Genomic DNA, 19,316 nt, shown 5'->3' with positions numbered 1-19,316 from the left:
TCCGCATTCAGAAGTGCAGCAGGTCGTAGTTGGTTTTACAATCGGGCTTTGGATTATTCATCCCGCCCTCTGACCTTTCTGCTTCAGTGTTCAGCCTTGGGCGAACCACAGAAGCTGCGCATTATATACGGAAAATTTAGCTTTGGCAAAACGATCGAATAACGAATCGAATAACAACAGATCAACACCCTTGCCCGAAGCGCCGCCGGACTTCGATCCCGATGTTCCGTCTCGTGAAGCCATCCTGAAAGCGTTGCGCGCCGCGGGCTCGCCGCTGTCTCCGGTGGAGCTGGCCGAGCGCATGGGCATCGAGCGCGCCGCGACCATGGTGGGGTTTGAACGCCGCCTGGGCGCCATGGAGCGCGACGGCCAGCTGATGCCCAATCGCAAGGGCGTGCTGCTGCTGGCCACCAAACTGGATTTCATCGCCGGCAAGGTGCTGGGCCATCGCGACGGCTTCGGCTTCCTGCTGCGCGACGACGGCGGGCCGGACCTGTTCCTGTCGCCGCGCGAAATGCTCAAGGTGCTGCACGGCGACCGCGTGCTGGTCAAGCCCACGGGCGAATACCGCGGCAAGCCGGAAGGCACCATCGTCGAAGTCATCGAGCGCCGCACCAACAAGCTGGTCGGACGCTTCCTGCACGAGCACGGGCTGTCCATCGTGGTCCCCGAGGACCAGCGCATCAAGCACGACATCCTGATCCCGCCCAGCGACACCAACGGCGCCCAGCACGGGCAGGTGGTCGCGGTCGAGATCATGGCGCAGCCCACCCGCCACACGCAGCCGCTGGGCCGCGTGGCCGAGGTGCTGGGCGAGATCGACGATCCGGGCATGGAAATCGAGATCGCGGTGCGCAAGTTCGACGTGCCCGTCGAATTCTCGGAGGCCGCCCGCAAGCAGGCCGCGCGCCTGCCGGACGTGGTCCGCAAGGCCGACCTCAAGGACCGCGTGGATCTGCGCGACGTGCCGCTCATCACCATCGACGGCGAGGACGCGCGCGACTTCGACGACGCGGTCTATTGCGAACCGGTGGAACTGGGCTCGGGCCAGCGCAAGCGTCCGGGCTGGCGCCTGCTGGTGGCCATCGCCGACGTGAGCCATTACGTGCGCCCGGGCGACGCGCTCGACGAAGACGCGCTCGACCGCGGCACCAGCGTGTATTTCCCGCGCCGGGTCATCCCGATGCTGCCGGAGTCGCTGTCCAATGGCCTGTGTTCGCTGAACCCGGAGGTCGACCGCCTGGTGCTGGTCTGCGACATGGTCATTCCGGCCAGCGGCGCCAAGGTCGGCACGGTCACCGCCTACCAGTTCTACAACGCCGTCATGCATTCGCATGCGCGCACCACCTATACCAATATATGGGCGGCCCTGCAGCAGCCCGGCGGCCCGGCCGCGCACGCCATGCGCAGCGTCATGCCGCAGGTCCAGCACCTGTACGAGCTGTTCCAGCTGCTGTCGCAAGGGCGCAAGAAGCGCGGCGCGATCGACTTCGACACCGTCGAGACCAAGATTGTCTGCAATGAACTGGGCCGCATCGAGCAGATCGTGCCCTCGGTGCGCAACGACGCGCACAAGCTGATCGAAGAGTGCATGCTGGCCGCCAACACCTGCGCGGCCGACTTCATGACCCGCAGCAAGCATCCGGGCCTGTACCGCATCCACGAAGGGCCCACGCCGGAGCGCCTGCAGTCGCTGCGCGAATTCCTGCGCACCATGGGCCTGACGCTGGGCGGCGGCGAAACGCCCACCGCCAAGGACTACGGCGACTTCCTGGATCTGGTGCGCGGCCGCCCCGACTACCAGCTGTTGCAGACCATGTGCCTGCGCTCCATGCAGCAGGCCGTCTACAGCCCGGACAACATGGGCCACTTCGGCCTGGCCTATCCGGGCTACAGCCACTTCACCTCGCCGATCCGCCGCTATCCCGACCTGCTCACGCACCGGGTGATCAAGGCCCTGCTGGCCGGGCAGCGCTACGTGCCCAGCCTGGACGACCAGCCGGTCGTCATCGGCCGCACCCAGCGCGAGCACGAACACGCCATCTGGGAAAAGCTGGGGCTGGTGCTGTCGGCCAGCGAGCGCCGCGCCGACGAGGCCTCGCGCGACGTCGAGGCCTGGCTCAAGTGCTGGTTCGTCAAGGAACGCGTGGGCGAGGATTTCAGCGGCACGGTCACCGGCGTGGCCAGCTTCGGCATCTTCGTCACGCTGGACACCTTGCACGTCGAAGGCCTGGTTCACGTCTCGGAGCTGGGCGGCGAGTATTTCCAGTTCAACGACGCGCTGCATGAGCTGCGCGGCGAACGCACCGGCATGCGCTACCGCCTGACCGACAAGGTCCAGGTGCAGGTTTCGCGCGTGGACCTCGAAGCCCGCCGCATCGAGTTCCGGCTGGTGCAGGGCACCAGCTTCGACGCGCTGCGTAAGGCGGCCGCGCGCGGGCCGGACGAGCCGTCGCGCCGCGTGAAGAAGGCGGCCGCGCCCAAGCCGGCCGCGCTGAAGGGCCAGACCGCCAAGGAACGTCGCGCCGAGGCCAAGAAGGCCGGCAAGCCGTCCAAGGCGTCCAAACGCGCCGCGCCCGCCAAGAAGGCGACGCACAAGCGCCATTGACGCCGGTTGCCGGGCCGGTGCGCGCCGGCCATGGCGCGCGCCATAAGGGGTAACATTGCGTCTATGGCCGGTTCTTCCGGCGGCCCGCCCCGCTCTGGGGCGGGTGTCCGTTTATCTAAAGGTATTGCATTTATGGCGTCGACCCAAGTTCTGGCCGGGTTTCACGCGGTGGTCGCGCGGCTGCGCCACGCGCCCGATTCGATCAGGGAAATCTATGTAGAGGCGTCGCGCCGCGACAAGCGCATGCAGGCTTTCATCGAGCAGGCCGAGAAAGCGGGCCGCCGCCTGCATCCGGTGCCGATGGAGCGCCTGGACGGCCTGGCCCGCGGCACGCGGCACCAGGGCGTGGTGGCGCTGGCCGACGAGCGCCAGCTGGCGGTGGACGTGGACGAAGTGCTGGACGTGATCGAAGGCCCGCCGCTGCTGCTGATCCTGGACGGCGTGACCGACCCGCACAACCTGGGCGCCTGCCTGCGCACCGCCGATGCGGCGGGCGTGCACGCGGTGATCGCGCCGCGCGACCGCGCCGTGGGCCTGAACGCCACGGTGCAGCGCGTGGCCTGCGGCGCGGCCGACACCGTGCCTTACCTGATGGTCACCAACCTGGCGCGCACCATGCGCAGCCTGAAGGACCGTGGCGTCTGGCTGGTCGGCACTGACGACCAGGCCGCCGACAGCATGCACCAGGTCGACGCCCGCCAGCCGATGGCCTGGGTCATGGGCGCCGAAGGCGAGGGCATGCGCCGCCTGACCCGCGAAACCTGCGACCAGCTGGTCAACATCCCGATGCTGGGTTCGGTCGAAAGCCTGAACGTCAGCGTCGCCAGCGCCGTCTGCCTGTACGAAACCGTGCGCCAGCGCCGGTCCTGATCCGCCCGCCGCTTACGCAGTCGATCCCTTTTCTATCGCGTCACGCCATCATGCACGAGAACGGCTTTACCACCACGATCCTCCATTCCGACCGCAAGCAGTCCGCCGAGCACGGCGCCGTGCACAAGCCGATGCACCCGTCCTCGGAGTTCGCCTACGACGACGCGCGCGAACTCGCCGCGGTGTTCCAGGGCAAGGCCGGCTTCACCTACGCGCGCCAGGGCACGCCCACCACCACCGCGCTGGAAGCCAAGGTCAGCCAGATGGAAGCGGGCAAGGGCACGGTCAGCTTCGCCACCGGCATGGCCGCGCTGGCCGCCATCTTCACCACGCTGCTGCGCCGTGGCGATCATCTGGTGTCCAGCCAGTTCGTGTTCGGCAACACCAACAGCCTGTTCGGCACGCTGCAGGAACTCGGCGTCGAAATCACGTTCGTGGACGCGACCGACTCCTCGCAAGTGCGCGCCGCCATCCGGCCCGAGACGCGCATGGTCTTCACCGAGACCATCGCCAATCCGGGCACGCAGGTCGCCGACCTGGCCGTGATCGGCGAGATCTGCCGCGAGCATGGCCTGGTCTACGTGGTCGACAACACGCTGAGTTCGCCGTGGATGTTCCGCCCGTCCAGTGTGGGCGCGTCGCTGGTGATGAACTCGCTGTCCAAGTACATCGGCGGCCACGGCAACGCGCTGGGCGGCGCGGTGACCGACACCGGCCTGTATGACTGGTCGAACTACGCGAACATCTACGAGGCCTACCGCAAGGGGCCGGCCACCGGCTGGGGCCTGACCCAGATCAAGAAGAAGGGCCTGCGCGACATGGGCGGCACGCTGGCCGCCGAACCGGCGCACCGCATCGCCGTGGGCGCCGAGACCCTGGCCCTGCGCATGGCCAAGCACTGCTCCAACGCGCTGGCGCTGGCGCGCTTCCTGGAAGAGCATCCCGGCGTGGCCAAGGTGCATTACCCCGGCCTGGCCAGCCACCCGCAGCACGCGCGCGCGGCCGCGCTGTTCGGTTCGCGTTTCGGCGGCCTGCTGGGCGTGGAGCTGGCCGACGGCGTGGACTGCTTCGACTTCCTGAATCGCCTGCGCGTGGTGCTGATGGCGACCCACCTGGGCGACACGCGCAGCCTGGCGCTGCCGGCCGCGCACACCATCTATTACGAGATGGGCGCCGAGCGCCGCAAGCAGATGGGCATCGCCGACAGCCTGATCCGCGTGTCGGTGGGCATCGAGGACGAGGCCGATCTGCTGTTTGATTTCGATCAGGCGCTCAACGCCTGCCTGAAGGGATAATGCGGCGAGCGCGCGCCGTTGCGGCCGCGCGCCCGAGTACGCAAACGGGGCAAGGCCCATGCTTATACAGATAGCAGAAATTTTCACGCCCGAAGAAGCCGCCGAGATCCGGCGGCGCCTGGACGCGGCCGACTGGGTCGACGGCAAGGTGACGGCGGGCTACCAGTCCGCCGAAGTCAAACACAACCGCCAGCTGCCCGAGCAGCATCCGCTGGCGCAGGAACTGGGCAGCCTGATCCTGCAGCGCCTGGCGGCCAACAACCTGTTCATGTCGGCGGCGCTGCCGCGCAAGATCTTTCCGCCGCTCTTCAACCGCTACGAGGGCGGCGAGGCTTTTGGCTATCACGTGGACAACGCCGTGCGCGGCATCGCCGGCACCGCCGAGCGCGTGCGCACGGACCTGTCGGCCACGCTGTTCTTCTCCGAGCCCGATTCCTACGATGGCGGCGAACTCGTCATCGACGACACCTACGGCCCGCGCGCGGTCAAGCTGCCCGCCGGGCACATGGTGCTGTATCCCGGCACCAGCCTGCACAAGGTCAACCCGGTCACGCGCGGCGCGCGCGTGTCCTCGTTCTTCTGGATGCAGAGCCTGGTGCGCGAAGACAGCCAGCGCGCCTTGCTGCTGGACATGGACGTGGCCATCCAGCGCCTGAACCAGGACGCGGCGGGGCATCCTTCCATCGTGCAGCTGACCGGCATTTACCACAACCTGCTGCGTCGTTGGGCAGACGTTTGAAGCCCGGGCAAGCGCTCGCGGCGCAGTGTCGCGCAAACGCAAATTTGCGTGTTTCTGTTTATTGCGAAAACGGCTAAAAGCTAGTATTGGCGCGGGTTGTGGTGAGGTTTTCGCTTGACAGCCGCCCTACGCCAAGGCCTAATACACGTCTGCGTCGCTGACGGTTCGAAGGCCATTGCCATTGAATCCTAAGCGGCGCAGCACTTTAAAAGTTGTGCTTTGCAGCGCAAGAAAAAGTTTATCCACTGTCTGTTCGTCGTTTGTCGGGTCTTGCGTCTTTCGTGGCGTCCAATCATGACGGCCAGGGACTGCACCTCCGGCAGACTCCACACCTTGTGAGGGGTACACCTGCATGAACAAAACCGAACTCATCGATCATATCGCCAGCAAGGCCGACATCTCCAAGGCTGCTGCCGGCCGTTCGCTCGACGCCCTGATCGGTGCCGTCAAGACCACCCTGAAGAAGGGCGGTACGGTTACGTTGGTTGGCTTTGGCACGTTCGCCGTGTCGGCGCGCGCCGCCCGCACCGGCCGTAACCCGCGCACGGGCGAAACCATCAAGATCAAGAAGGCCAAGGTGCCGAAGTTCCGTCCGGGCAAGGCCCTGAAGGACGCCGTCAACTAATGGACGGCCGGCGGTCGCAAGGCCTGGCGCCATGCGATTTGCCGACATGTGCGCGGTCCGGTATACTCCGGCCCGCGTAATGCTTTTGAGTGCCCCGGTTGGCAGTTGCTTGTACGGATTTTTCGCGAATTTCGTCTTGAGGCTGCATCAGAAAAGGGTGCTTAGCTCAGTTGGTAGAGCGGCGCCCTTACAAGGCGTAGGTCACAGGTTCGACCCCTGTAGCACCCACCACCGAAAGCAAACCGCGTCGCTGCAAATCCCGCAAATCCGGATTGCAGTAACCATAGAAAACCCGCACACATCGCCGTGGCGGGTTTTTTGTTTTTGCGGTGGTTGTTTTGTGCGGATTGTTTGCGCGCAATCATTGCGCGGCGCAGGTCCAGACGAAATAGGACGTGCGAATCATTCGCATTTAAGATATTATTATGGGCTTGTACCGGCCTGCCGGCGCCGCTTAAGTGTGCGTGTCGTTTCTGGCGGGCCGGAGAAGTCAATGCCATCTGGCTCATGCACCCCGGCTGATTCATGCCTAGTCTTCAACGCGGTTGGAATTCATCTTCCCGGCCTTCATACGGTATACGCACGGGCGCCGGCCTGGCTGTTCTTGCGCTTCATGCAGCGGTCGTCGGCGCCATCTTCCTGATGCCCGAGGACGCTCCCAAACTGGAGGAGTCTGAGGCGATCATGGTGAGCGTGGTGGAAGCGCCCGTTCCGCAGATGGCCAAGGCCGAGCCGGCGCCCGAGGTGCCGCAACCGGTGGTCGAAACGCCCTCCGAACCGGAGCCCGAGGTCGAACCCGAACCCGAGCCTGAACCCGAGCTCAAGCCCGAGCCGGAACCCGAACCGGAGCCCGAGCCGGTGGTCGAAAAGCCGGTCGTCCCGGCGCCCAAACCCAAGCCCAAACCCAAACCGAAGCCCAAGCCCAAGCAAGAGGTCAAGCCCGAGGTCAAGCAGCAGCCCAAGCCGGAAACCCCGCCGCAGCAGACGCCGCCCAGCGGCCTGCCGGAAGGCACCCAGGCGCCGCAGGGGCCGCAGCAAGGGCCTCCGCCGGATCAGCCGGTGCTGGTTTCCAGCATCGAGTTCCGGGGCTCGCGCCAGATCCCCAACTACCCCATGATGTCGCGCCGCATGCGCGAAGAGGGGCGGGCGGTGGTGCTGGTGGAGATCAATACCCAGGGCCTGGTCGAGCGCGTCAGCCTCGACAAGTCTTCGGGCCATCCGCGCCTGGACGAGTCGGCGCTGGCAGCCGCCCGCAAGGAGCGTTTCAAGCCTTATACCCGCAATGGCGTGGCCTATCCCGCCAAAGCCAAGATTCCGTACGATTTCGTCATGAGGAACTGAGATGTCCAACGCACTGCATAGCGCCACGCTGGTGGCTCAGGCGACCACCAGCCCGGCTGCAGCGCCGGCTGCCGCCGCGCCCGCCGCCGCCGCGGCTCCCCAGGCCGCTCCGGCCGTCGGCGAAGCGGTCCAGCAGGCCGCCGGCGCGCTCCAGCAGTCGGCCGACGCGCTGCACGGCGCCGCGGCCGCGCTGCCCACCCCGCCGGCGCCGATCGCCACGCCCGATATGGGCTTTCTGCACTTCGTCGCGCAAAGCGACTTCGTCGGCAAGAGCCTGTTCATCATCCTGATCCTGATGTCGCTGGTGACCTGGTACCTGATCCTGGTCAAGGCCGCCAGCAACGTCGCCATGCGCAAGCGCGCGGCCGATTTCCTGAACAAGTTCTGGAACGCCAGCTCGCTGGAGCAGGTCGAAAACGAAATCGTCACGCACGGCGCGCGCGATCCGTTCTCGCACCTGGCCAGCCACGCCATGCATGCGCAGGCGCATCACAACAAGTTCGGCGCGACCAAGCTGGAAGAATCCGGCAGCAACTCCGACTTCGTCACCCGCACCATGCGCAAGGTGATCGACGAGGAAACCGCCAAGCTGGAAAACGGCCTGACCGTGCTGGCCTCGGTGGGCTCGACGGCGCCTTTCGTCGGCCTGTTCGGCACCGTCTGGGGCGTGTACCACGCGCTGGTCGGCATCGGCCTGTCCGACGGCGTGACCATCAACCGCATCGCCGGTCCGGTGGGCGAGGCGCTCATCATGACCGGCCTGGGCCTGGCCGTTGCGATTCCCGCGGTGCTGGCGTACAACACCTTCGTGCGCAACAACCGCGTGTTCCTGTCGCGCCTGGATGCCTTTGCGCATGACCTGTTCGCGTTCCTCACCACCGGCCAGCAAGTCGAGCTGTCCGACGGCAAGGTGCGCGCCCTGCGCCGCCAGAGCGGCGGCGCCCAACGCGGGAGCGAATAATGGCCTTTGGCAGCTTCGAGGGCAAAGGGTCCGGAAGCCACACGGTTTCCGAGATCAACATGGTGCCCCTGATCGACGTCATGCTGGTGCTGCTGGTGATCTTCATCATCACCGCGCCGCTGCTGGCGCACTCGATCAAGATCAACATGCCCCAGGTGGCCGCCGAGCAGATCGAAGAGGAGCCCAAGACCGTGGACCTGGCCATCGACGCCGGCGGCGCGCTGTTCTGGGATGAAAAGCCGGTCAACATCGACGACCTGCCCAACCGCTTCAAGGCGATCGCCGGCACCAAGCCGCAACCCGAGATCCGCATCCGCGCCGACCAGAACACGCGCTACGAAGTCCTGGCCAAGGTCATGGCTTCGGCGCGCCGTTCGGGCATGTCGCGCATCGGGTTCGTCACCACCCCGCCGTCGGGCGGCGCGGCGCCGGCCGCGGCCGAGGGCGCTCCGGCGCCGTCCGCGCCCTGAACGCATTCCGGCCCGGGGGCGCAGCCGGCGCCCCCTTCGCGCCGGGATCGCGCTAGAATCGCGGCATGCGAGTTCTGGTAATCGAAGACGACACCACCCTGGGCCACGCGCTCCAGGAATTTCTGGCCGACCAGGGGTATGCGGTCGACTGGCTGACCGATGGCGACCGTGTCCTGGGCGCCCTGGCGGGCCAGCCGTATGACCTCCTATTGCTCGACCTCAATCTCCCGGGCATGAGCGGGCTGGACGTGCTGCGCCAGCTGCGCCAGGACGGCAACCAGGTTCCCGTGCTGATCCTCACCGCCCGCGACGGCCTCGACGACCGCGTCGCCGGCCTGGACGCCGGCGCTGACGATTACGTTACCAAGCCTTTCGAACTGCCCGAGCTGGCCGCGCGCGTGCGCGCCTTCGGCCGGCGCCGCGCCGGGCAGGCGCAGCCGCTGATCGAGGTCGGTCCGCTGGTGTTCGACACCGTCGGGCGCGAAGTCCGCGCCAACGGCCAGCGCCTGTCGCTGTCGGTGCGCGAACTCTCGGTGCTGGAAATGCTCATGGCCCGCGTCGGCCGCGTCGTGACCAAGCGCCAGATCGTGAATTCGCTTTCCGCCTGGGACGCCGATTTCAGCGAGAACGCCGTCGAAGTCTATGTGTACCGCCTGCGCAAGCGCCTCGAAGGCACCGGCGCCAGCATCCAGACGGTGCGCGGCTTTGGCTACATGCTGGATGTCGAAACGGTCTGAAGGCCCCGCGGCCCGGCATGCCTGCCGAGCGCATTCCGCCGCCTGAGCAAAGGCACCGCGCATGACGCAGGAACGTCCTCCCAACGCCGCCCCGCCCCCACGCCCCTTGCTTCCCTCGCGTTCGCTGGCGCGGCATCTGGTCATCCGGCTGATGCCGCCGATCCTGCTGCTGGTGCTGCTGGACCTGGCGGCGACCTGGGTCATCACCCACAAGATCGACATGTCGCTATGGATGCTGGAAGATTTCTTCTGGCTGATGGTGGTGGGGCAGATCGCGCTGATCGCCCTGTTCACCTGGGTGGTGGTGCAGGGCGTGCGTTCGGGGCTGCGCTCGGTGAACCACCTGTCCGAAGAAATCCGGCAGCGCTCCATCGACGATATGCAGCCGCTGGAAGTGGGCGGCGTGCCGGTGGAGATCGAACCGCTGGTCACCCATACCAACGACCTGCTGCTGCGCCTGGACGCCTCGCTGGCGGCGCAGCGGCGCTTCATCGGCCATGCCGCGCACCAGCTTCGCACCCCCTTGTCCGGCCTGCGGCTGGAATCCGAACTGATGCTGGCGCGGCCGCTGCCCGACGACGTGCGCGCCCGCGCCGAGCGCATCAAGGCCGTCAGCGACCGCATGATCCGGCTGGGCCAGCAGCTGCTGGTGCTGGCCCGCGCCGACCCCAATGCCCGCCCGCAGGACAGCTTCGTGCGCATCGACCTGTGCGAATGGGTGCGGGCGCACGGCGCCGAATGGTTTCCGCGGGTGCGCGAGGCGCACTATGAACTGGACCTGGTGGCGCCCGACGCGCCCATCTGGATCGACGCCGATCCTTTGCTGCTGGCCGAACTGCTGGGCAACCTGATCGACAACGCCCTGCGCTACGGCAACGCCACCGGCCGCATCACGCTGATCGTCGGCGCCAACCCGCCGTCGCTGACCGTCGAGGACGACGGTCCGGGCATACCGCCCGAGGAGCGCGACCGCGTGTTCGAGGCCTTCTACCGCTCGCCGACCGCCACGGCCGGCGGCTCCGGCCTGGGTCTGGCCATCGTGCGCGAGATCGCGCACGCGCACGGCGCCTGGTGGAAGCTCACCAGCCGCCCCGATTTTTCCGGCACGCGGCTGTCCGTCGTGTTTCCCGGCCCCCGCAAAGGGGCCCAACTCACTCGTCAAGAACCTACATCATGAGCCAGGATTCCGTCGGCGCAACCGCTCCCAATGGCGCACATCCCGGCGGCGCGCATGCGCCATCGTCGCGGGCCGCGCTGATCCTCGGCGCGCTGGGCGTGGTGTACGGCGACATCGGCACCAGCCCGCTGTACACGCTGCGCGCCTGTCTCACGGGGTTGAGCGTGCATACCGACCTGGAGCCGGCGCACCTGCTGGGCGTGCTGTCCATCCTGTTCTGGATGCTGATGGTGGTGGTGTCGTTCAAGTACGTGACGCTGGTGCTGCGCGCCGACAACCGCGGCGAGGGCGGCACGCTGGCGCTGCTGGAGCTGGCGGTGCGGGCGCGCGAGGGCAAGCTGCGCTGGGTGCTGATCGTGCTGGGGATCTTCGGCGCCGCGCTGTTCTACGGCGACAGCATGATCACGCCCGCCATCTCGGTGCTGTCGGCGCTGGAGGGCATCGGCATCGTGTCGCACCAGCTCGACGACTGGGTCGTGCCGCTGGCGCTGGTGGTGCTGGTGGCGCTGTTCGTGATCCAGTCGCACGGCACCGGCGCGATGGGCAAGCTGTTCGGGCCGGTGATGCTGCTGTGGTTCGGCACGCTGGCCGCGCTGGGCGGCTGGCAGGTGTGGCAGACGCCCGAGGTGCTGGCCGCGCTCAACCCCATGTGGGGCCTGCGCTTCATCGTCGAATTCCCCTGGATCAGCTTCGTGCTGCTGGGCGCGGTGGTGCTGGCGCTGACCGGCGCCGAGGCGCTGTACGCCGACATGGGCCATTTCGGCCGCCCGGCGATCCGCCGCGCCTGGTTCAGCATGGTGCTGCCCGCGCTGACGCTGTGCTATTTCGGCCAGGGGGCGCTGCTGCTGCGCGATCCCACGGCGATTCGCAACCCGTTCTTCATGATGGCGCCGGACTGGGGCCTGGCGCCGCTGGTGGCGCTGGCGACGGTCGCCACCATCGTCGCCTCGCAGGCGGTGATCTCCGGCGCCTATTCCGTGACCCGCCAGGCGGTGCAGCTCGGCTTCTGGCCGCGCATGCAGATCCTGCACACCTCGGCGGTCGAGAAAGGCCAGATCTACCTGCCGCAGGTCAACGCGTTGCTGCTGTGCGCGGTGCTGGTGCTGGTGCTGCTGTTCCAGAACTCTGACAACCTGGCCGCGGCCTACGGCTTTGCGGTGACCGGCACCATGCTGACCACGTCGGTGCTGGCCTTCGCGGTGCTGCCGCGCGGCAGCACGGGGCTCAAGCGCATGCTGTGGTTCACGGTGCTGGGCCTGCTGCTGCTGTTCGACGTGCTGCTGTTCTCGGCCAACGTGTTCAAGATCCACGAGGGCGGCTGGCTGCCGCTGGTGGTGGCCATCGTGGTGTTCACGCTGATGATGACCTGGCGCCGCGGCCGCCGGCTGCTGGCGGATATGCAGCAGCGCGACCGCCAGCCGCTCAAGGAGTTCATGGCCCAGCTCGAGGAATACCCGCCGTCGCGCGTGCCCGGCACCGCGATTTTCATGACCATGAATTCCGGCAACGTGCCGCCGGCGCTCTTGCACAACCTCAAGCACAACAAGGTGCTGCACGACCACGTGCTGTTCCTGACCATCCTGGTGGCCGACGTGCCCTACGTGTCGCAGGAAGAGCGCCTGAGCGTGCAGAAGATCAGCGCCTCCAGCTGGCAGGCCACCATCACCTACGGCTTCAAGGAAGATCCCGACGTGCCGGAAGGGCTGCGGCTGGTGGCCGAAGCCTATCCGGAGATCGACCTGGAGCCGATGCGCACCTCGTTCTTCCTGTCTCGCCAGACCGTGGTGGCGGCCAAGAAGCCGGCCCTGTGGCGCTGGCGCCGCGCGGTGTTCTCCTTCATGGCGCGCAATTCCACGCGCAGCACCAAGTTCTTCAAGATCCCCGCCAACCGCGTGGTGGAGATGGGGATGCAGGTGGAGTTGTAGACCGGGATGCGCGCGGAACCCGCCCGCCGCCGCCGGACCAAAAAAAACCCTCCGAAAAGTTCGGAGGGTTTTTTGTTTTGCCGGCAGGCGCCGATTACTTCTTCTTGGCGTCCTTCAGCTGGGGCAAGGAGGTGCCCGACGAGGCCAGCAGGCCGGTCTTCACGTAGGTGAACAGCTTCTCGCGCGTGTCGACGATGTCGAGGTTGCGCATGGTGAGCTGGCCGATGCGGTCGGCCGGGGTGAAGGGGGCGTTTTCCACCTTCTCCATGGACAGGCGCTCGGGCGCGTAGGTCAGGTTGGGCGATTCCGTGTTCAGCAGCGAGTAGTCGTTGCCGCGGCGCAGTTCGATGGTGACTTCGCCGGTGATGGCGCGCGCCACCCAGCGCTGGGCGGTTTCGCGCAGCATGATGGCTTGCGGGTCGAACCAGCGGCCCTGGTACAGCAGGCGGCCCAGCTTGCGGCCGCTTTCGCGGTACTGTTCGATGGTGTCTTCGTTGTGGATGCCGGTGACCAGGCGCTCGTAGGCGATGAAGAGCAGGGCCAGGCCCGGGGCCTCGTAGATGCCGCGGCTCTTGGCCTCGATGATGCGGTTTTCGATCTGGTCGCTCATGCCCAGGCCGTGGCGCCCGCCGATGCGGTTGGCTTCGAGCATCAGCTCGACCGGGTCGGCGTACTCCACGCCATTGAGGGCGACGGGCTGGCCTTCCTCGAAGCGCACCGTGACTTCCTCGGCCTTGACGGCCACGTCGTCGCGCCAGAAGGCCACGCCCATGATGGGCTTGACGATGCGGATGCCGGAGTTCAGATGCTCCAGGTCCTTGGCTTCGTGGGTCGCGCCCAGCAGGTTGGAGTCGGTGGAATAGGCTTTCTCGGCCGACATCTTGTAGTCGAAACCGGCCTGGCGCATGTACTCCGACATTTCCGAACGGCCGCCGAGCTCGTCGATGAAGCGCTGGTCGAGCCAGGGCTTGTAGATCTTGAGGTCGGGGTTGGTCAGCAGGCCGTAGCGGTAGAAGCGCTCGATGTCGTTGCCCTTGAAGGTGCTGCCGTCGCCCCAGATGTTGACGTCGTCTTCCTTCATGGCGGCCACCAGCATGGTGCCGGTGACGGCGCGGCCGATGGGCGTGGTGTTGAAGTAGGTGATGCCGGCCGTCGAGATGTGGAACGCGCCCGATTGCAGGGCGGCGATGCCTTCGGCCACCAGCTGCGCGCGGCAGTCGATCAGGCGGGCCTTTTCGGCGCCGTAGGCCATGGCCTTGCGCGGGATTTCATCGTAGTCGGACTCATCGGGCTGGCCCAGGTTCGCCGTGTAGGCGTAGGGAACGACGCCGTTGTTGCGCATCCACAGGAGCGCTGCGCTGGTGTCGAGGCCGCCGGAAAAGGCGATGCCGACCTTCTGGCCGGTCGGAAGGTTCGGGAGGATAGTAGTCATTGTTCGAGATGAGACGCCAACAGGACTTGGACAGGCTTGGGCCGCAGCCGGCCGCCAGACAGAAGAATCTGGCGGCTAGTTTAACTCTTTTAACTCTTTTGGCCTGGCGCGCGCGGCGCGAACAGCGCCGCCACCCCGAGCTGGCGGATCAGCTGCGCGGTGGCGGCGGCCAGGCGCGTGGCCGGCCGGTGGCGGGCGCTGGCCAGCACCAGGTCGTTGGTGATCGTGGGACTGTGGATGTCGCACAGCGACAGCGCGTGCTCGGCGGCCGGGCCGCTTGCGGCCGAACGCGGCAGGATGGCGTAGGCGTCGCCCTGGGCGGCCAGCTCGACGATGGTCTGCACGGCGTCGACCTCGACGGCGATCGTCAGGCGCACGCCCTGGGCGCGGCACACGCTCTCGACCAGCGTGCGGATGGCGTTGGGCAGGCTGGGCACCACCAGCGGATAGTCGCCCAGCTGCGCCACGGCCACGCGCGCCGGCAGGGGCGGGCGGTGGCCGGCCGCGGCCACCAGCACCAGGTCTTCGCGAAACAGCGATTCGTAGCCCAGCTGGGGCGAGGCGGCCGGATCGTAGAGCAGGGCCAGGTCGACCCGCCCGGCCAGCAGCCATTCGCGCACCTGGGCGCTCAGGCCTTCGGCCACGGCGATGGAGGCGTCGGGAAAATCGCGGCGGAAGGCCTGCACCAGCGGCGGCGTCAGCACCCGCGCGATGCGCGGCGGCAGGCCCACCACCACCTTGCCGGTGGGCGTTTCGCGCAGGCCTTGCAGGTCTTCCTTGGCGCGTTCGGCCAGGGTCAGCAGGGCGCGGGCGTGTTCCAGGAAGCGCAGCCCGGCCTCGGTGGGCTCGGCGCCGCGGCCGTTGCGATACAGCAGATGCTGGCCCAGCTCCAGTTCCAGCAGGCGGACCTGGCGGCTGAGCGTGGGCTGCGCCACGTCCAGCATTTCGGCGGCGCGCGAGAAGCTGCGCCTTTCGGCCACGCGCAGGAAGTACTCGATCTGCTTGAGATCCATGGATATGCCAAAAATCTATATCTGAAATCAAAGATATAGCATTGTTTGGCGGCCGGCAATTCACCACCATGAGGCTTTCCCACACAGGAAGCCGCCGTGCCCGATTGCCGTCCTCCGCTCGCCTCGCCGTCCCGCCCAAGCCATGCGCTGCCGCCGGGGGCCTGCGACGCGCATTGCCACGTGTTCGGGCCGGCCGCGGTGTTTCCGTATGCCGAGGGCCGTTCCTATACGCCGCCGGACGCGCCTTACGAGGCGATGGCGGCGCTGCATGCGCGCCTGGGCGTGGAGCGGGCGGTGCTGGTGCAGGCCAATTGCCACGGCGCGGACCACGGCGCGCTGCTGGACGCGCTGGCCCGCAGCGGCGGACGCTATCGCGGCGTCGCGCTGCTGGGCGCGCACGCCACCGGCGAGGAGGTGGCACGCCTGCACGCGGCGGGCGTGCGCGCCGCCCGCTTCAACTTCGTGCCGCACCTGGGCGGCGCGCCCGACCCTGCCGTCTTCGACCATGTCGTGAAGCTGATCGCGCCGTTGGGCTGGCATCTCTGCCTGCATCTGGACGGGGCCATGCTGCCCGGCCTGCTGCCGCGCCTGACCGCGCTGCCGCTGCCCTTCGTGATCGACCACATGGGCCGGCTGAAGGCGGCCGACGGACTGGCGTCGCCGGCGATGCGGGCCATGCTGGCGCTGGCCGAGGTGCCGCAGGCCTGGGTCAAGGTGTCGGGCATAGACCGCATCGCCTCGGGCCGGCGGCCGTACGCCGAGGGCCTGCCCTTCGTGCGCGCGCTGGCCGAGGCCTTGCCCGATCGCTGCCTGTGGGGCACCGACTGGCCGCATCCCAACGTGGCCGGCGACATGCCCGACGACGGCGAGCTGGTGGACCTGCTGTTCCAGGCCTGCCCCGACGCGGCCTTGCGCCGGCGCATCCTGGTGGACAACCCGGCGCGGCTGTACGGATTCGAGCCGCCGCGCGAACGATAAGAAAATTCGACTCAAGGAGACATCATGTTCAAGAAAATACTGTGCGCGGGCCTGCTGGGCCTGGCGGCGCTGAGCGCGGCCCGGGCCGAGGGGCCGGTGCGCCTGGTCGTCGCGTTTCCGCCGGGCGGGCCGGTCGATCTGGTGGGCCGGGTGCTGGCCGAGCAGCTGGGCAAGGAGCTGGGCCAGCCGGTCATCGTGGAAAACCGCGCCGGCGCCAACGGCAATATCGCGGCGGCCTATGTGGCCAAGGCGCCGGCCGACGGCTCGGTGCTGTTCCTGACCAGCGTGGGCGCGGTCGCCATCAGCCCGGCGCTCTACAAGGACCTGCCGTACGACCCGGCGCGCGATTTCGCGCCGGTGTCCAAGGTGGTCAACAACGCCACCGTGTTCGTGGTGAACCCGTCCAATCCGGCGACCGACGCGGCCGATTTCGTCAAGCGGTCGCAGGCCGCGACGCAGGCCGTGGCGATCGGCTCCTCGGGCATCGGCAGCATTCCGCACCTGACGCTGGAGATGTTCGCCGACGCCAGCCGCGCAAACGTCCTGCACGTGCCGTACAAAGGCGCCGCGCCGGTCATCAACGACGTGATGGGCAACCAGGTGGCGGGCTTCTTCGGCGACGTGCCCGGCCTGATCGGGCATATCCAGGGCGGCAAGCTCAAGGCGCTGGGAATTGCGGCGCCGACGCGCCATCCGCTGTTGCCGCAGGTCAGGACGCTGGCCGAGCAGGGCATCGCCGGGGTGGAGTCCAACAACTGGTATGGCCTGGTCGCGCCGGCCGCCACGCCGCCGGCCGTCATCGAGCGGCTGAACCAGGCCGTGCGCGCCGCGCTGGCGACGGAGAGCGTGCGCGCCCGGCTGGAGAAGTTCGGCGCCCAGCCCGCGCCCGGCACCCCGCAGGAACTGGCCGCGCTGATCGCGTCCGACCGCGAGAAATGGACCGCGCTGATCCAGCGCAAGAACATCCGTCCGGAGTGAAGCCATGAGCGCAAGCCGAGTCGCGCCCGTGGCGCCGGGCGCCCGTCCCGAACTGGCCGCGCTGGAGGCGCGCATCGCCGCCGCGCGCGGCCGCATTTCGCCGCTGTACCAGGTGCTGCTGAACAGCCCCGCCGTGGTCGAGGGCTGGGAGGCCATGCTGACGGCCATCCGCCAGAAGACCGCGCTGCCGCCGCGGCTGCGTGAGCTGATCATCCTGCGCGTGGCGACCCTGAACGGCGCGCCCTACGAGTTCGAGGCGCACGTGCCGCACGCGCTGGCCGCGGGCATGCCCCAGGCCCTGATCGACGCATTGCGCGACGGGCCCGCGCCGGCCGGACTGCGCGGCCTGGAGCCGGGCGAGGCCGAGGTGCTGGCGCTGACCGACGCCATGACCCGCGATATCGAAGTGCCGGACGCCGTGTTCGCGCCGCTGCGCGCGCGCTGCGACGATACGCAGCTGGTCGAGCTGACGGCGACCGTCGCCGCCTACAACATGGTGTCGCGCTTTCTGGTGGCGCTACACGTCGGACATTGAAAAGGAGAGCAAGGTGCAGGAACAGGTGATTCTAGTCTCGCTGGGCGCGCGCAGCGACGAGCCGCGCGCGCGCGAATTCGTGCGCACGCTGACGCGGGGCCTGGCAGGCGTGCACGCCCGCGGCTATGCCGCCGTGGAAGAGGACGAGACCTACATCTATCTGCGCGGGCCGGCCGCCGTGCTGACCGAGGTCCGCGCCCGGCTGGCCGAACATTTCCCGGCGTTGCGCGTCCGCGTGCTGAATCGGACGCTGGAATTGGCCGGGGCGTCGGCGGGGCAGGACGCCCCGTGGCACTACATCGTCGAGACCGACGTGCGGCCCGAGGCCGAAGCGGACCTGAACGCCTGGTACGACCAGGAGCATCTGCCGGGCCTGGCGGCGGTGCCGGGCACCGTGCGCGCGGTGCGCTACGAATGCCGCGACCAGCCCCCGCGCTATCTGGCCTGCTACGACCTGCACACGCGCGAGACCTTCGGCAGCCCGCCGTGGCTGGCCGTGCGCGCCAGCGACTGGAGCAGCCGCGTGCGGCCGTCGTTCGTCAACACGCGCCGCACGATGTTCCGCAGGATTTTGTAGGATGGGTGCAGCGCGGCAGTTCCTGGGCAAGAACTCAAGTTCCCAGCGCGCGTAACCCATCGGCCGGCGCGAGCCGGCGCCCGATTACTCCACCTGCCCCAGCAGCAGGAACTCCATCAGCGCCTTCTGCACGTGCATGCGGTTTTCCGCTTCGTCCCAGACCACGCTTTGCGGGCCGTCGATGACTTCGCCGGTGACTTCCTCGCCGCGGTGGGCGGGCAGGCAGTGCATGAACACGGCCTGGGGATCGGCCACCGCCATCATGTCGGTGTCCACGCACCAGTCGGCGAAGGCGGCGCGGCGCTCTTCGTTTTCGGCTTCATAGCCCATGCTGGTCCACACGTCGGTGGTGACGAGGTGGGCGCCCTTGCAGGCTTCCATGGGGTCCTTGAACTGGCGCAGCACCGTGGCCGGCGGCGTGCCGATGCGGGCGGCTTCGAGCTCGTAGCCGGCCGGCGTGGACACGTGCAGCGTGAAGCCCAGCATTTCGGCGGCCTGCAGCCAGGTGTAGGCCATGTTGTTGGCGTCGCCCACCCAGGCCACGGTCTTGCCGGCGATCGAGCCGCGGTGCTCGATGTAGGTGAAGATGTCGGCCAGGATCTGGCAGGGATGGAATTCGTTGGTCAGGCCGTTGATCACGGGCACGCGCGAGTGCGAGGCGAAGCGCTCGATGCGGGTCTGCTCGAACGTGCGGATCATGACGATGTCGACCATGCGCGAAATCACGCGCGCGGTGTCCTCGATGGGCTCGGAGCGGCCCAGCTGCGAGTCGTTGGAGGTCAGGTTGATGACCGAGCCGCCCATCTGGTACATGCCGGCCTCGAAGGACACGCGGGTGCGCGTGCTGGCCTTTTCGAACACCATGGCCAGCGTGCGGTCGTGCAGCGGCATGTGGGGTTCGTAGCGCTTGAACTTGTCCTTGATCAGCCGCGCGCGTTCCAGCACGTAGGCGATTTCGGCGGACGAGAAGTCCTTGAACTGCAGGAAGTGCCGCAGGGGGCCGTTTTGGGTCGTGGGAGGAGTCATGGTGATGTCGCAGGTCATTGGGCCCGGCC

The 19,316-nt window shown here is 67.7% G+C and carries 18 protein-coding genes and 1 tRNA gene; 16 read left to right on the top strand and 3 right to left on the bottom strand.

Annotation, left to right across the window (positions count from 1 at the left end; all coding sequences use genetic code 11):
- Window positions 1–142 precede the first annotated feature (142 nt).
- The 12 genes from rnr to AC1IQ6_RS19120 all read left to right on the top strand — a co-directional run bounded on the left by rnr (window position 143) and on the right by AC1IQ6_RS19120 (window position 12,748).
- On the top strand, window positions 143–2,608 hold the full coding sequence (gene rnr / locus AC1IQ6_RS19175) for a ribonuclease R (protein ID WP_485865178.1): 2,466 nt from the start codon (window positions 143–145) through the stop codon (window positions 2,606–2,608).
- Window positions 2,609–2,740: 132 nt separating this feature from the next.
- On the top strand, window positions 2,741–3,478 hold the full coding sequence (gene rlmB, locus AC1IQ6_RS19170) for a 23S rRNA (guanosine(2251)-2'-O)-methyltransferase RlmB (protein ID WP_102774693.1): 738 nt from the start codon (window positions 2,741–2,743) through the stop codon (window positions 3,476–3,478).
- A 50-nt stretch (window positions 3,479–3,528) separates the two neighbouring features.
- Window positions 3,529–4,773 (top strand): cystathionine gamma-synthase family protein, encoded by a 1,245-nt coding sequence (locus tag AC1IQ6_RS19165; RefSeq protein WP_111827044.1) that lies wholly within the window; start codon window positions 3,529–3,531, stop codon window positions 4,771–4,773.
- Window positions 4,774–4,831: 58 nt separating this feature from the next.
- Complete coding sequence (locus AC1IQ6_RS19160) at window positions 4,832–5,512, top strand: Fe2+-dependent dioxygenase (RefSeq protein ID WP_102774691.1); 681 nt, start codon at window positions 4,832–4,834, stop codon at window positions 5,510–5,512.
- 352 nt (window positions 5,513–5,864) lie between these two features.
- Complete coding sequence (locus tag AC1IQ6_RS19155) at window positions 5,865–6,137, top strand: HU family DNA-binding protein (protein WP_003812968.1); 273 nt, start codon at window positions 5,865–5,867, stop codon at window positions 6,135–6,137.
- 155 nt (window positions 6,138–6,292) lie between these two features.
- Window positions 6,293–6,368: transfer RNA gene (locus tag AC1IQ6_RS19150), tRNA-Val, on the top strand.
- Between the two features lie 294 nt (window positions 6,369–6,662).
- Window positions 6,663–7,478, top strand: a complete 816-nt coding sequence (locus AC1IQ6_RS19145; RefSeq protein WP_485865177.1) for an energy transducer TonB — start codon at window positions 6,663–6,665, stop codon at window positions 7,476–7,478.
- Window position 7,479: 1 nt separating this feature from the next.
- The gene (locus tag AC1IQ6_RS19140; protein ID WP_102774626.1) at window positions 7,480–8,439 is read left to right on the top strand and encodes a MotA/TolQ/ExbB proton channel family protein; all 960 of its coding nucleotides are present in this window, start codon (window positions 7,480–7,482) and stop codon (window positions 8,437–8,439) included.
- On the top strand, window positions 8,439–8,909 hold the full coding sequence (locus AC1IQ6_RS19135) for an ExbD/TolR family protein (protein ID WP_102774625.1): 471 nt from the start codon (window positions 8,439–8,441) through the stop codon (window positions 8,907–8,909). Before AC1IQ6_RS19140 ends, AC1IQ6_RS19135 begins: the two co-directional genes overlap by 1 nt.
- A gap of 65 nt (window positions 8,910–8,974) precedes the next feature.
- Entirely contained in the window at window positions 8,975–9,646 is a 672-nt protein-coding gene (locus AC1IQ6_RS19130) for a response regulator transcription factor (protein WP_102774624.1), read from the top strand.
- 61 nt (window positions 9,647–9,707) lie between these two features.
- Window positions 9,708–10,823 carry a sensor histidine kinase gene (locus AC1IQ6_RS19125; protein ID WP_111827046.1) on the top strand — a complete coding sequence of 372 codons (1,116 nt, stop codon included), beginning with the start codon at window positions 9,708–9,710 and terminating at the stop codon, window positions 10,821–10,823.
- Window positions 10,820–12,748, top strand: coding sequence for a potassium transporter Kup (locus tag AC1IQ6_RS19120; protein WP_209166463.1), 1,929 nt, complete (start codon window positions 10,820–10,822; stop codon window positions 12,746–12,748). The genes AC1IQ6_RS19125 and AC1IQ6_RS19120 overlap by 4 nt, the downstream gene beginning before the upstream one ends.
- 94 nt (window positions 12,749–12,842) lie before the next feature.
- Here the strand turns inward: AC1IQ6_RS19120 and argG are convergent, their stop codons facing one another.
- Entirely contained in the window at window positions 12,843–14,180 is a 1,338-nt protein-coding gene (gene argG, locus AC1IQ6_RS19115) for an argininosuccinate synthase (protein WP_102774621.1), read from the bottom strand.
- Between the two features lie 89 nt (window positions 14,181–14,269).
- Complete coding sequence (locus tag AC1IQ6_RS19110) at window positions 14,270–15,193, bottom strand: LysR family transcriptional regulator (protein ID WP_485865176.1); 924 nt, start codon at window positions 15,191–15,193, stop codon at window positions 14,270–14,272.
- A gap of 96 nt (window positions 15,194–15,289) precedes the next feature.
- On the opposite strand from AC1IQ6_RS19110, the gene AC1IQ6_RS19105 reads away from it, so the two are divergent.
- From AC1IQ6_RS19105 to AC1IQ6_RS19090, 4 genes are read left to right on the top strand one after another with little or no spacing between them, the layout of a single operon-like run.
- Window positions 15,290–16,171: an amidohydrolase family protein gene (locus AC1IQ6_RS19105; RefSeq protein WP_102774619.1), complete on the top strand. Its 882-nt coding sequence runs from the start codon at window positions 15,290–15,292 to the stop codon at window positions 16,169–16,171.
- Between the two features lie 24 nt (window positions 16,172–16,195).
- The gene (locus AC1IQ6_RS19100) at window positions 16,196–17,149 is read left to right on the top strand and encodes a Bug family tripartite tricarboxylate transporter substrate binding protein (RefSeq protein WP_485865175.1); all 954 of its coding nucleotides are present in this window, start codon (window positions 16,196–16,198) and stop codon (window positions 17,147–17,149) included.
- 4 nt (window positions 17,150–17,153) lie between these two features.
- A complete protein-coding gene (locus AC1IQ6_RS19095) occupies window positions 17,154–17,684 on the top strand; it encodes a carboxymuconolactone decarboxylase family protein (protein ID WP_485865174.1) in 531 nt (176 codons plus the stop codon).
- A gap of 13 nt (window positions 17,685–17,697) precedes the next feature.
- Window positions 17,698–18,261, top strand: a complete 564-nt coding sequence (locus AC1IQ6_RS19090; RefSeq protein ID WP_485865173.1) for a hypothetical protein — start codon at window positions 17,698–17,700, stop codon at window positions 18,259–18,261.
- A gap of 84 nt (window positions 18,262–18,345) precedes the next feature.
- Here AC1IQ6_RS19090 and argF read toward each other — a convergent pair whose 3' ends face one another.
- Window positions 18,346–19,287 carry an ornithine carbamoyltransferase gene (gene argF, locus AC1IQ6_RS19085; protein ID WP_102774936.1) on the bottom strand — a complete coding sequence of 314 codons (942 nt, stop codon included), beginning with the start codon at window positions 19,285–19,287 and terminating at the stop codon, window positions 18,346–18,348.
- Window positions 19,288–19,316 lie beyond the last annotated feature (29 nt).

This window comes from Achromobacter sp. MUI-25009338 (assembly GCF_057359325.1).
This window is presented reverse-complemented; position numbering and strand designations above follow the sequence as displayed.